The 13,747-nt window shown below is 59.9% G+C and carries 9 protein-coding genes; 3 read left to right on the top strand and 6 right to left on the bottom strand.

Annotation, left to right across the window (positions count from 1 at the left end; genetic code table 11):
* The first annotated feature begins 497 nt into the window (after nucleotides 1–497).
* A complete protein-coding gene (locus HS961_RS16930; RefSeq protein WP_182323992.1) occupies nucleotides 498–656 on the top strand; it encodes a hypothetical protein in 159 nt (52 codons plus the stop codon).
* Nucleotides 653–1,048 (top strand): hypothetical protein, encoded by a 396-nt coding sequence (locus tag HS961_RS16925; protein WP_182323990.1) that lies wholly within the window; start codon nucleotides 653–655, stop codon nucleotides 1,046–1,048. Before HS961_RS16930 ends, HS961_RS16925 begins: the two co-directional genes overlap by 4 nt.
* 128 nt (nucleotides 1,049–1,176) lie before the next feature.
* Here the strand turns inward: HS961_RS16925 and HS961_RS16920 are convergent, their stop codons facing one another.
* Nucleotides 1,177–1,809 carry a response regulator transcription factor gene (locus tag HS961_RS16920; RefSeq protein WP_182323988.1) on the bottom strand — a complete coding sequence of 211 codons (633 nt, stop codon included), beginning with the start codon at nucleotides 1,807–1,809 and terminating at the stop codon, nucleotides 1,177–1,179.
* Between the two features lie 505 nt (nucleotides 1,810–2,314).
* On the opposite strand from HS961_RS16920, the gene HS961_RS16915 reads away from it, so the two are divergent.
* Nucleotides 2,315–2,686 carry a response regulator gene (locus HS961_RS16915; RefSeq protein WP_182323986.1) on the top strand — a complete coding sequence of 124 codons (372 nt, stop codon included), beginning with the start codon at nucleotides 2,315–2,317 and terminating at the stop codon, nucleotides 2,684–2,686.
* A 61-nt stretch (nucleotides 2,687–2,747) separates the two neighbouring features.
* Here the strand turns inward: HS961_RS16915 and HS961_RS16910 are convergent, their stop codons facing one another.
* The 5 genes from HS961_RS16910 to HS961_RS16890 form a co-directional block, all read right to left on the bottom strand.
* Nucleotides 2,748–3,878, bottom strand: a complete 1,131-nt coding sequence (locus HS961_RS16910) for a hybrid sensor histidine kinase/response regulator (RefSeq protein WP_182323984.1) — start codon at nucleotides 3,876–3,878, stop codon at nucleotides 2,748–2,750.
* A gap of 72 nt (nucleotides 3,879–3,950) precedes the next feature.
* Complete coding sequence (locus HS961_RS16905) at nucleotides 3,951–4,793, bottom strand: CheR family methyltransferase (RefSeq protein WP_182323982.1); 843 nt, start codon at nucleotides 4,791–4,793, stop codon at nucleotides 3,951–3,953.
* A gap of 7 nt (nucleotides 4,794–4,800) precedes the next feature.
* Nucleotides 4,801–8,328: a response regulator gene (locus HS961_RS16900; protein WP_182323980.1), complete on the bottom strand. Its 3,528-nt coding sequence runs from the start codon at nucleotides 8,326–8,328 to the stop codon at nucleotides 4,801–4,803.
* A 476-nt stretch (nucleotides 8,329–8,804) separates the two neighbouring features.
* On the bottom strand, nucleotides 8,805–10,226 hold the full coding sequence (locus HS961_RS16895) for an insecticidal delta-endotoxin Cry8Ea1 family protein (RefSeq protein WP_182323978.1): 1,422 nt from the start codon (nucleotides 10,224–10,226) through the stop codon (nucleotides 8,805–8,807).
* A gap of 1,336 nt (nucleotides 10,227–11,562) precedes the next feature.
* The gene (locus HS961_RS16890; protein WP_182323976.1) at nucleotides 11,563–13,602 is read right to left on the bottom strand and encodes an IPTL-CTERM sorting domain-containing protein; all 2,040 of its coding nucleotides are present in this window, start codon (nucleotides 13,600–13,602) and stop codon (nucleotides 11,563–11,565) included.
* Nucleotides 13,603–13,747: the final 145 nt, after the last annotated feature.

Genomic DNA, 13,747 nt, shown 5'->3' with positions numbered 1-13,747 from the left:
TGGAGCCGCTTCCACCACTTATCCACGAAGCGCGCAACGATGATCGCGGCCGTTCATGGGTGCAAGGGGAGATGCAGTCCCTCTGTCCCTCGCAACCTGTACGCAGCCCCCCAATCCGGCCTGCGCGTACTGGCCGCCCATCGTCTGGCGCTGGCCGAAGCGAAGGAGGGTTAGATATCTCCGAAAAAGAAAATGCCTAAACCCGCCATGCAGACCTGGGCAGGGAATGCCCGTTCCTGCCGTGCTACAGTCATGCCGCTGTGCCAATAAAGCGCAGCCGGGATTGGTCTCCCGTTGAATCCTCTGCGACGAAAGCCGCAGTATCCGCAATGGAATGCGGCTTTGTCAGTCGTGCCCCTTTTATGGCGGCTCGACAGGCAGGCGCAAGCCTGGCTGGTTCTCGCAAGAGGGTTCCCGGTAGACCAACCTGTCGAGCTGCCGCCCTGATTGGTCTCGGAGCGGTGGTTTTTGCAAACCGAACCCTCTTGGAGTCCACCATGGCTCAGTCTTTCCCTGCGCACATCTCTGCGCCCACCTTCCCCACAGGCGAAACCGCTCCTATCCAACTGCATGCCGACGCGCACAACGCGCTGAACATGACTGCACACCCAATGCCTGCACTCCGCAACCGGTGGCTGATGGAGGCGTCCTCATGACCAGCAAGACCAACGCTGCCGCATGCGTGGATGCCAGCTCGGATACCGCCCGCTTTGATAAGGCCCATGCCGATGCCCTCCAGGCCATCGCTGGCCAGGGCGACCCGCCTTTGGACATTCACGACATTTGCAGGCTCCGCAGGGCTTGCGGCTTTACCGACGACCTGGCGCTGACCGAGTGCGAAGCCCAAGCGATCAACACGCGTTTGTATGGCATGAGTGCCATATCGGCGCTGCTGGTGGGTGCCGATGATGAGGGGGCGTTCAAGCTGAGCCGTTGGCTACAAGGCGGTCTGCACAGCGCTCTGTATGCCTTGACCGAGGATGCGCAGGCGGTGCTGCACCGTGCCAATGAGAAAGCTGCCGAAGCGCAGAAAGCTAGCGCAGCATAAATCACGGCGCCCCTGAAATCCGCTGCTCTGCCTGCCTGTGGTTTGCTACGGCTCGACGGCACCATGCCTGCGCATAAAAACAAATGCCACCCGAAGGTGGCGTTTGCTTTTATGCGAGGGATGGGCGATCAGCTGATCAAGCCATTCTTCAACGCGTAGTACGTCAAATCGCTGTTCGAGCTCAAGGTCATCTTTTCCATCAAGCGGGTGCGGTAGGTGCTCACGGTCTTGACGCTCAGCGACAGCTGCTCGGCCACATTGCTGGCGGTTTCGCCCTGGGCCAGCTTCAGGAAGACCTGGAACTCGCGCTCCGACAGGTGCTCGTGCGGTGGGGCATCGTCCTTGCGGCCCAGTTGCTGGGCCAGCAGGTTGGCAACCATGGGGGTCAGGTAGCGCTTGCCCAGCGAGATGGTGCGGATCGCTTCCACAATTTCGCTCGGGTCGCATTCCTTGTTCAGGTAGCCGTTCACACCCTGGCGGATCAGGTTGATCGCATAGTGCTCTGCCGGGTAGCCGCTCAGAATCAGGATGCCCATATCGGGCTCCTTGGCGCGCAGCATGGTCAGTGCATCAATACCGCTTTGGCCGGGCATCGACAGATCCATGACCAGCACGTCAATCGATTCATTGCGCACCAGGTCAATGGCTTCGCGTCCGTTCGAGGCCTCGCCTACAACGCGAATATCTACAAAATCCGCCAAGAATTGCTTCAGGCCGGAGCGAACGATGGCGTGGTCATCCACAAGTCCTACGTTGATCATTTGGTCTTCCTTGGTGGCGGCAGCGCAGGCTGGCTGCGTCTGCCCACTGTCTTTTTTAAACGGGTTGCACGGGATGGGAGGGCCCGCATGCGCAGCAGGGAAGTATTAATTCTCCAACCTGCGTGTATATCGTCAAATTTATTATTGAATGGCGCGGATATCAAAAACCATATTATTTAATTCTTGATTTGGCTCAAGGTATTGACCTGCCTCAATGGTGGGTGAAATACCTTTTCCCATATGCCCCAATGGCTGATAGGTAGTTTAAACAATCGTTTGCAAATGCCTTGTGGGTGCGCGCAAACGCCCGTTGTCAGAATGCGCCTACAGCGTCTAAAACCCTTTATTTCTGACACCGCTGCCTAACACGAAAATTTCGCGGATGGGCCGCTGTGGTATATTCCATCGGCATAAAAAAGAAAATGTCCTACAGGGATAAATTCTCTGATGCAAATCCTGGATTGCGATAGCTTTATTGCAATATTCTTTGATTATTAGGTTTGCAATGAGAATAGTCTATATAGAAGACAACGATGAGCTGCGTGAGACCATCGGCTGCCTCATGGAAGGGCCGGGCCGCAGCATCACCAGTTGTGCCAGCGCCGAAGACGCCTTGCTGCTCGATGCGCAGGCCCCCTTTGATCTGGTCGTCAGCGACGTCAGCCTGCCTGGCCAATCGGGCACTGACCTGGCCCAAGCCCTGCTCAAGCAGTCGCCACAGCGTTGGATCGTCCTGTGCTCGGGCTACGACCTGGGCCACTACCCCGCGCAGTGGGGTCCTAATGTGCGCACCTTGCTCAAGCCCTTTGAGATTGAAGAGCTGGAAGCGCTGCTGAGCCAGATCGAGGCCCAGCGCGCCAACGCATCGCTGCAGTAAGCGCCCCTCCCATAGGCCTTCGTTGGTGTGCTCGGCGAGGTAGCGGCTCTCCGCCGGGAGCTTAAAGCACTGCCTGCCGGTGGTGCGCCAGCGGCTGGCGCGGCAGGCGAATGTCAAAGCGGGTCTGGCCTTCTGCCGATTGCGCCTGGATGCTGCCACCATGCGCCCGGGCAATCTGCTGGGCAATGTAGAGCCCCAGGCCCAGCCCTTCGCTCTGGCCCGGCTGGCGCTCTCCCCCTCTGAAAGGCTTGAACAGATCGGCGAGCAAGCTGGGCGGGATGGTGCCGCCGTTCTGGATCGTCAGCAGCAGCTCACCGGGCTGGCTGCCGTCCAGGGTCACGCGGATCGGCGCGTCCTTCGCGCCATGCTTCAAGGCATTGCCCATGATGTTGCTGACCACCTGGGCCAGACGCTCGCCATCCCAGCGGCCCTGGGTGTCGCCCAGCACCTGGTAGTCCAACTCCCGATCGCTGGCGCACTGGCGGGCGTCATCCACGGCGGCATCGCTCAAGCTGCGCAGGTCCATATCGACCACGCTCAGGCGCAGGCCTCCGGCCTGACGGATGCGGGTCACATCGAGCAAATCCTCCACCATGCGGGCCATGCGCTGGCTATTGCCCAGCAGGCGCTCGGCCAGCTCTTCGTTCTTGCTCGCGTCCGTCTGGCGCTTGAGCAAGGTCGCGGCCATCTTGATCGACTGCAGCGGGTTGCGCAGGTCATGGCTCAGCACGGCCATGAACATCTCGTTCACCCGCAGCGCCTCGGTGCGCTCCTGCAGCTGCTGGGCCAGATCCTGCTTGCGGCGGTGCAACTCAAAAAAGATGTTGACCTTGGCGCTGAGCATGTCCGGGTCAATCGGCTTGTACAGAAAGTCGACCGCGCCGCTCTCATAGCCCTGGAACTGCCAGTTCTGCTCATGCGTGCCCGCCGTCATGAAGATCAGCGGAATGTTGCGGGTGCGCTCGCTGCCCCGGATCAGTGCGGCCAGGTCAAAACCGTTCATCTCCGGCATCTGCACATCCAGCAGCGCCAGCGCGATGTCGTTGTGCAGCAGCAGCAGCTCCAGCGCCTCGCGCGCCGAGTGGGCCTTGAGGAACTGCACGCCATCGCGCTGGAGCAGCGCTTCCAGCGCCACCAGGTTCTGCGGAATGTCGTCAACGATCAGGCATTTGATGCCGTCAATGGTATTCATGGAGCTACAAGTCAAAAGCTAAGTATCCGGGCCATGCCAATGCATCGCCGCTGGAGGCGGATATTATCGAATCTATTCAATATTCGATTTCTTCTGGTAAATTTTTTCTACCTGGGCCACATCTTCAAATGCCTGGGCCTGGTTCGAAAATCGCAGCGATTCCTTCATGCCCAAACCCAGAAAACCCCGGTGGCATAAAGACTGCTTGAACAGATCAAAGGCCCGGTTCTGCAAGTCGGAATCAAAATAGATCAGCACATTGCGGCAAGAGATCAAATGCATCTCGGCAAATACACTGTCAGTGGCCAGGCTGTGGTCGGCAAATACTACATTCTTGCGCAGCTCTTTGTCCAGTACCACGTGACCATAATGTGCGGTGTAATAATCGGCCAGCGAATGCTTGCCGCCGGCTTTGAGGTAGTTCTCTGAGAACGACTCCGCCCGCTCGATGCCAAAAATGCCTTGCTCGGCCACGCGCAGTGCCTGGGAGTTGATGTCGGTTGCATAGATCAGGCTGCGCTCCAGCAGGCCTTCCTCTTGCAGCAGGATGGCCAGCGAGTAGACCTCTTCACCGGTGCTGCAGCCGGCCACCCAGATCTTGAGTGAGGGGTAGGTGCGCAGCAGCGGCACCACCTCGCGGCGCAGCGCCGCAAAATACGCCGGGTCGCGAAACATATCGCTGACCTGCACCGTCAGATAACCCAGCAGCGCGGTGAACGCCGTCGGGTCATGCATGATCCGGTCCTGCAATTGCGACAGGGTTTGGCAGCCGAACGAGGAGAGCGCCGCCTCCAGCCCGCGTTTGATCGAGCCCTGCGCATAACCGCGGAAATCATAGTGGTAGCGGTAATAAATACCGTCGAGCAGCAGGCGCTGCTCAATCTCGGCAATCTCGGCCTTCTTGCGTAATGGCATGGCGCGTTTACTTGGGCATCCAGACGCGCACCAGGGACAGCAGTTTTTCTACGTCCAGCGGCTTGGCGATGTAATCGTTGGCACCAGCGGCCAGGCATTTCTCCTGGTCGTCTTTCATGGCCTTGGCGGTCAGCGCGATGATGGGCAGGCGTTTCAAAGCCTGGCGGCCGCGAATCTCGCGCATGGCCGTATAACCATCCATCTCCGGCATCATGATGTCCATCAGGACCAGGTCCACACCGTTGTCCTCGCGGTCCAGCACCTCCAGTGCTTCGCGGCCATTGCGCGCAATCTCGACCGCGATACCGGTGGGCTCCAGGATGCTGGTCAGCGCAAACACATTGCGCACATCGTCCTCCACCACCAGCACCTTGCGGCCTTCCAGCGCGGCCTCACGGCTGCGGGCCTGGGCCAGCATCTGCTGGTGCTCGGGTGACAGGCGCGATTCCACCTGGTGCAGGAAGAGGGTGACCTCGTCGAGCAGGCGCTCGGGCGAGCGCGCATCCTTGATGATGATCGAGTGCGAGAAGCGGCGCAGCTGCGTCTCTTCGTCGCGCGACAGGGCCCGGCCGGTGTAGACGATCACCGGCGGGAAGGACACGCCGTCCTGCTCCGACATGCGTTCGAGCAGCGCAAACCCGCTCATGTCCGGCAGGTTCAGGTCCATGATCATGCAGTCATAGGTGCCCTGGGCCAGATACTCCAGCGCCTGGCCGGCCGTGCCCGCGCAGACCACATCCACCTCGCTGTTGCCCAGCAGGCTGTGTACGCTGTCGCGCTGGCGCTCGTCGTCTTCCACCAGCAGCACGCGGTGCATGTTCTGGGTGAACTTGGCCTCCAGCCGCTTCAAGGCCTGGGCCAGCTCTTCGCGCTGCACCGGCTTCAGGGCATAGCCCAGCGCGCCGCGCACCAGCGCCTCTTGCGAGTAATCGGCCACCGACACGATGTGCACCGGAATATGGCGCGTGGCCGGGTTGCGCTTGAGCTGGTCCAACACGCCCAGGCCCGAGAAATCGGGCAGGTTGATGTCCAGCACAATCGCATTGGGCAAAAACTGCACCGCTGCCGACAAGCCATCGGCCGCATTGCGTGCCACCTGGCAGCTAAAGCCCATCTCGCGTGCCAGCTCCTGCAGGATGTCGGCAAAACGCGGGTCGTCCTCGACCACCAGCAAATGGCGGCCCTGGATGATGGTGGGCAGCGCCAGTGCATCGGCGGCGGCCGCCACAGCGGTGGCAGGCGCTGCCGTGGCAGTAGCGGTAGCGGTAGCTACCCCGCTGGTATCGGCCATCGCATAGGTGGCCATGCTGCGCGGTGCAGTGGCCGGGGCCATGGTTCTGATGGGGGCGGGTATCGGTGCCGCCTGCAGTGCGCGCAACGCATCGGCTGCCTTGGGCACCATCGGCACCTCGGCGGTCGGCGTACCGGCCTGCACCAGCGGCATATGAAAGCTGAACACGCTGCCCTGGCCGGGGGTGCTCTGCACGCTCACCTGGCCGCCCAGCAAATGCGCCAGATCGCGTGCAATCGACAGGCCCAGGCCCGTGCCACCGTATTTGCGGTGGGTGCTGCCATCGGCCTGCTGGAAGGCCTCAAAAATCAGCTGCTGCTGGTGCTCAGGAATGCCGATGCCCGTGTCATGCACGGCAAAGGTCAAGGTTCCTGGCTGGCTTTGGGTCAGCTGCAGGTTCACGCTGCCCCGCTCGGTGAACTTGATTGCGTTCGACAGCAGGTTCTTCAAGATCTGGCCCAGGCGCAGCCCATCGGTCTGCGTGTAGGCGGGCACACCGGGGGCGATATGGCAGGTCAGCGCCAGGCCCTTTTGCTGGGCCATCGGGCGCAGCGGCTCAATCAGCGACTGCATGGAGGTGCTCAGGTTGATCGGCTCCAGCACCACATTGGCCTGGCCGGCTTCAATCTTGGCCAGGTCCAGAATGTCGTTGATCAGCGCCAGCAAATCATTGCCGGCGGCATAAATCGTCTGCGCATACTTCACCTGCTCGCCCGTCAGATTGCCCAGCTTGTTGTCGCCCAGCAGCTTGGCCAGGATCAGGGTCGAGTTCAGCGGCGTGCGCAGCTCATGGCTCATATTGGCCAGGAACTCGCTCTTGTACTGGCTGGCCACTTCCAGCTCGCGGGCCTTGTCGGTCAGCGCATCCTTGGCGCGCAGCAATTGCTCGCGCTGGTGTTCCAGCTTTTGCGTCTGCTCTTCCAGGTAGGCATTGGTCTGCTCCAGCTCCGACTGCTGTTGCTCCATCTGCGCCTGCGAGCGCTGCAACACCTGGCTTTGCTGCTCTAGCTCTTCATTGCTGGCACGCATCTCTTCTTGCTGCACCAGCAGCTCTTCGGACTGCTGGCGGGTTTCTTCCAGCAGGTTCTCCAGGCGTGAGCGGTCGATGGCCGAGCGCACTGCAATCGCCAGGGTGGACGATGCAGCCTCCAGCAGGTCCAGCTCGGGCTGGGTCACTGGGCGGGCAAAGCCCAACTCGATCAAGGCATGCACCTTGCCGTTCTCCACCGCCGGGGCCAGCACCAGCTCCAGCGGCTGCGATTCGCCAGTGCTCGAGGTGATCTTCAAATGGCTCTGGTTCAGGCCGCCCACCTTCAGCAGCTTGCCGTTGCGCAGCACCTGGCCGGCCAGGCCTTCACCCGCCAGCAAGTGTGCTTGCAGCGCATCCTTGGGCAGCGCATAGCCGCCAAACAGCTGGTAGCGGTCATCCATGCCATGGCGGGCATAGCCGGCGCCCACGCGGGCACCCAGGTAGCTGGCCAGGTAATCGAGGGCCCGTGCGCCTACTTCTTCCAGGCGGTGGTCACCCTGCAAGGCTTGGTTCAAACCGCCCAGGCCGTCAGACACCCAGGCCTGGCGCGCCTTGGCACGGAACTCGCGCATCGACAGCGCCGCTGATACCAGCACCAGCACCAGCATCACCAGCGAGCCGCCCCAAGAGATATAGGTCGAGGTGATCGCCGCCTGCTCCCAGGCGCGGCGGCGCTGGTCCAGCTCATTGTTTTGCAGCAGGTACAGGTTGGCGACCTCGCTGTTCAGCTCATCCATCACCAGCTTGCCCTTGTCGGTGCGCACCAGCGCCAGCGCCTCGTCACCTCGGCCGGCCTGCTTCAGTTCGATCGTGGCCTCCAGCTCGGCCAGCTTTTGGTGGGCCAAGGCGTCTATCGCCTGCACCCGCTCCTGGCGCAAAGGCGCATTGTTGTTGCTGGCAGCCAGGCCGCGCAGTTGGCCTTCCAGCGCATCTTGGGCGCGGCGGTAGGGTTGCAGATAGGCCGGGTCGCCCGTCAGCAAAAAGCCGCGCTGGCCAGTTTCCGCATCTTTCAGCGATACCGAGAATTCATTGAGTTGGCGCATGGCCGCCGTCATACGGTCAATGCTGGTCACCGCGCGGGCCCGCACATCGGCCGAGTAGACATTGACGATGGCGATCACCAGCGCAGCAATGGCTGCGGCGGCAAACCCCAGCAGCATGGGCAGCGGCAAAGGGAACAGGCTGCGCTGCTGCGACGAACGGGATTGGGGCATGGAGTGGGGGAGGGAGTACTGGGCGGCGACAGGGGCCGGAACCAACCGCAAATTGTACGTGTACCTCTGTTAACAAATATGTAGTCATACTCCTACTTCCAGGCGGTCCAAGTGCGGCCAAGCGGGCGGCATGCTGGGCCACCACGGAGCGAATGCTCACCTGTGCAGCGTCTGGCTGGCTAAAAGTGGTTTTGCTAGGCGGAGGTGCCGGGCCCGCGTTCAATGCATGGTCGAGCTTTTGCAGTGCCACCTGGGCGGGATGAACTTGGGTGTGCGAATGCCGAGCACACTGCTGTGGTCTCGGCATTCGCATGGTTGGGCAGCGGCATGTGCATCAATGACCCGCTACCAACTTTCTTACCGTGGTCTGAACGCAGGCTCAGGAGCTCCGCATCCATCCGCTGGGGCGATGTTCGTGCAGAGAATCCTTCAGCGGGTTCTATGTATCAGCGCTGAATGATGGCGGTGGAATCGCCTTATTTCGCGATCCAATCCCTCAGCTGCGGTGCCATCTTGGCAGCGATGCTCCTCAGCTCTATCTCAGGCAGGACATAGGCTCCAGGATGGATTAACTGAAATCCAAGTACACAGCCACTGACGGCGCCGTTCGCTGCACCGACTCCCCCTCCCACTGGATGAATCGATGACAGGCGATGCCCAGCGAAGGACGTGTCAAATTCTCTAATATGCGTAACGCCATCCCGATCTATCCCCACTTTCGTCCAATGCCCATTGCTGTTGTGAAAGCGCATTTGATAGATGCCGGCTGAACTTTCCGCCGTCACCCTGTCGATATAGCTGCCTACAAGAACCTCATGCGGCGTGCTGTTTCTGGCGCCAGCGCTGATGGTGGTGCCATCCAGGTAGGTCATTTCGAAGCCAAAGATAAAACGGGTTCTCCATTGGCTTTTATCCCATACCTCCAGGTTGGTCAGCGGGGAGCTTGGCGGCTTCCATGCCGGAATGGTGCCCGGATAACCATGGCCTCTACCCCACCAGCCGATGATGGATGTAAATATCTCGCGATTAAGCATGATGGTCGAGGGGCCTGGGAACAGTGTCGGATCAAGGTTATTCCAGGTGTCTCGCAAATCTAGAACTCTGAGCTGATAATCAGTTTTAGCGTTGAGCATCGCAGTCAGCGGCATGTTCCTTGGTGCACCATTTTGACCATTTGGGTTATTCCGGCGCGCATTTTCTATGGCGAGTGGAGCAAAAGTATCCACATGTGCAGAATACTGTTTAATCAGCTCCGTGGTTTCCTTTGCATAACGTGCAACATGTGCTTCGCTGAGGCCAATTTCTGACCCCTTGAGCACCATGTCTCTCATCAAGGCCAGGTGGAGCGAGGCAGCGACTGCAAAAAGTGGTAGCAGACCCGTTTCCTCGCCTTTGATTTGGAACCCCGGTACTGTGCTATTGAACTGCGTATTGGCAGCAATGCTTTGCGCCAGAATGGTAGATTTGTTGCCGGTTTCAATAGCAGTTTTATAGAGGTTGACCACATTGGAGAGACCAATCAGGTCGCGCTGAACCAATCGTGTCAACGCATCCGAAATACTTGCCGAAATCAGTCGCCGCCACATTTGCTCCGGCGTTTCGTTCGAGTCCGGGATAATCCTGGATCCCAAAAAGGAGAGCAATCCGCCGATAGCTGGAACTTGCCGTATGCCACCTATAATGCTCTCGCGCAGCGCATCATAGAGGGTTTTTGCCAGATCCCCGGATGCAGGTTCGTCTCCAATAAGCGGTTGACCATTTGCGTGCACAAGCCCTGTGGTGGCAAGGACGGCTGAGCCGGCTACGGCCCCCTGTAGGACGGTTCTGCGATTAAGGGGGGTACGGGTATTTGTCTTGTCAATCATATGAATATTCCAAAGTTTTTGCAGCTTTATCATCTAAAGGTTGCATGGATAAATATATTGAGACAGTTTCGGTTCCTTGCAGCGCAATCAGCTTGTTGCCTAAGCCCATGCGAATGATGTCACCGAAGCGGGTGGGTTTGAATAATGTGGCAGATGTAGGTTGGGTGTTCCTCCTGATAAGCCATAGGTCAATATCAGGCAGTGATTTGAAAAAAGTGTGGAGACACTATGGAGTATTTTTGTTGATGGGTATTTATTGATGTTTGTTGCATTGCTCATATTTGCTGACATTCCTGAGCAGGGCATTTGTGCCGCTGCGGCCATGCAAAACAGGGCTTCGGCTCAATAGGGAATTGCTGCATAAGCTGAATGAATCCGATATTGCGTTCGATCTTGGATGAAGCTGAGGACTTTCGGCATACTCGGTCGCCGAGCGGAATGGACGCGGATCGGGATAAGCGGCAAGGCGTTATTTGCAATCAGTAGCTATAGCTATTGACAAGGAGGACTGCGCAGCGAACCGCCCGAGTCCGCGTTCAGACCATGGCAGGCGTTGCGCAGAGGTTCCCAGGATGCGGGTGCACCGCTACTCGCCGCTGCACGGGCGATAACGATCATCGGCGCAGGTGTCGAGCCTGTGGGAGGGTTCAAGGCGCGGCTGCATCGTGTCCTCCGCTGCCAAGCTAGGGATCCTCTGCAAAACCCTCGCCCAATGGGATGGGCGCGGATCGGGATGAGACGCAAGTCGCCTTTTGCAGTCGAGCCGTAGCTATTGACAACGAGGACAACGCAGCGGATCGCCCGAGCCCGCGTTCAGACCACGGCAGGGAGTTTTGCAGAGGGTCCCTAGGTCGCGTACCGCTGCACGTGGGCAATACAGATGGCGGAATGAGGCGGCATGGCCACGTTAGATTAATTTCCATCAGGCAGAGGGTGTGCCTGGAGAAAACTGCCAGAAATCGCTGTAGATGTACGAATGTTGCTTGTTGTTTGCGCAACCAGGGGGCAAAAAAAAGGCCCGCACGAGGCGGGCCCAAGGGTCGTCTCCCGAAGAAGCACTTTTCCTCCCTCCAGAGGAAGCACGATCATAAATTAAAATTATTACTATCCTCTGGTAATAGCTATAAATAATGTAAGTATTTTGTAAGTTTCAGGGCGTATAGTGCCGCCCCCTGCTCAAAAATGGCGCTCTTTGGCGACTCGCAAACGTTTGCGCATGGGGATGTTCCGCCTTGCGGGGTGCTGTGCTGCGCTCAGCGGCACGCCATAAACAAGCCGGCCGCCACCCCAATACGGAGTGGCGGCCGGCCGGTCAGCAATTGCCGGGCGGCGGTTGCTATGGCGGGGTGGTGTACAACGCGTCCCCTGTTTAAGCCTGGCGGCCGCTGTGCTTGCGGCTGCGGCGCCAGCCCATCAGGCCCATCAGCGATGCCAATGACATCAGAGCCACGCTACCCAGGGTGGGCACGGCTTGGGGGCCGATGGCGGGGCGGGGGATGTCATCGTCCATGATCAGCACCAGTGCCGGGCCGCCATCTACGACGTAAGCATCGGGCACCGTGGGTGGGGCGATAGACAGCGCCACCGTCACATCGCCATCGTTGGGCGTTGTATTGGGCACCGCAGTGATCGTGCAGGAGGCCTCGGTCGTGTTGGCCGCGATGATGATCGGCGATGTACAAGTCGTCGTGTAGCGCGGGTGGGCAGTTGGCAGGACCAGGTTGATGCTCAGCGCCGTCGCTGGGGCATCGCTCAGGCGCACCGTGCAAGTGGCGACCTGGTTGTCGGAGTCAGCCAGCTCGGCAGGCGTACATGCCACGCTGGCAGAGGGGCCCGAGGCCTCGGCCCGTTCCTGCGATTGCAAATACCAGTTGTTGCCCACCTGGGCCAGTGCATATACAAAATCGCCAGCCCGCACGGTACCCGGCGCAGGCAAGCGGAAACTGCCGTTCGACGCACCCGCCACTTGCACCAGCAAAATTCCATCGCCCGTGGTTTGCGCCCCGGTGCCGCCCAGGTTGCTGATATTCAGCACCGTGGTGCCACTGGTATCGCCGTTGACGACCAACCTCTCGGTGGCAGCGTCATCTGCCCCCAAGACCGTGTTTATCGCGATGCTGCCGCCGTTGCCCACATAGTTATTGGCCACGGTGAGCACGCCAGTGGCGCCTGCAGCCAGCATAGTCACTGTGCCCGCATTGGACAGGCTGCGCACCGTGGGGCTGTAGCTATCGCTATCCAGCGTGCCGCCAGCGCCCACCACATAGTCGGACGCACTGCTCAAACCAGTAGCGCTACCTGCGCGCAACACGCCCGCATCAATCGTCGTGAGCCCCGTGTACTGGTTGTTGCCCGTCAGGCTGGTGGTGCCGCCGTTGCTGACATGGACTGTGCCCGGGCCCGACACCGGTGTGGCAAACAGGTAGTTGCCAGAGGCGTCGCTGTGCTGGAAGTTGATCACGCCCCTTCCGTTGATGCCAAACCGGATCTGGTTGGCGGTCAATGCGCCCGGCGTCGTGGCACCTTCGATGTTGAGAGTGCCCGTGTCCGTCAAGGAGGCATTGCGGACGTTGGGCAGCAGCAACTGCTCTGCCACCTGCACGGCGCTGCCATCGCCAATGGTCAACACCGCACGGCTGCGATCGCTGCTGCGTCCGATGTCGAAGCTGGAAGTCGATACCCATCGGGAACCCGCACCGCTGAGCGAAATATGGCCCATGCGCAAATAGCTATCGATGCCGCACTGCACCATGCCGCCATTGCGGATGTTGATGGTGGTCAGGTCAATGGCGCCCAAATAACAGCGCTGTAGTGCCGACAGACTGGAGTTGGCTCCCTCCACCTCGATCAATGCCGTACCGCCCACATCATTGGAGGTGTAGATGTCGCTGGTGGTCGATACCGTTGCGCCATCCAGCACCCGCAGCGTGCCCGCCCCTGCATTGCCAATCCAGAAATCCACATCCCTGGTGATGGGGATGGACCAGGAGGAGCCGGGCCCTTCCACCGTGACCGTGCCGCTGCTGCCGGCCAGGCGTCCGATATAGCCCTGTGCCGACTCCAGACTGGCGCCTGCATTGACCGTCAACTCCCCGCTGCCAAAGCGCCCCACCGTCACATCAATGGCCGTCCAGCGAGAGCCGCCAGACAGCAGCGCCGTGCCCGCGCTGCCCGCCGCCTGGCCAATCAAGGTTTGGCGACTGTTGTTCAACCTGGCCCCAGACAGCACTTCCATGCGTCCCGCCCCGGTATTGCCGACCGTTATTTCCGTGCCGTCATAGCTGGCGCCCAGGCTGCCGCTGGGGCTGCTGTCGCCGCTCAAGGTGATGGTCTGCGCGCCGGCCGTGCCCGCCAGAAGGCAGGCCAGCAGCAAGGCGCCTTGGCTAAGTGAATGAATAGTTTTCTTCATCAAATGTCTCCGTAAAAACGTTGTAAAAAGCTATCAATTGGAGGGGGTAAACCCTCTTTACAGCAAACGCGCCTCTCTTGTGTGGAGGCGTTGTGGGGTAGGTCTCCCCCCAAAAAAAAAGAAATTCGCCCATGGTCTGGGCGCG

The sequence above is a fragment of the Comamonas piscis genome (assembly GCF_014109725.1).
In the GTDB taxonomy this organism is placed as follows: Bacteria; Pseudomonadota; Gammaproteobacteria; order Burkholderiales; family Burkholderiaceae_C; genus Comamonas; species Comamonas piscis.
This window is presented reverse-complemented; position numbering and strand designations above follow the sequence as displayed.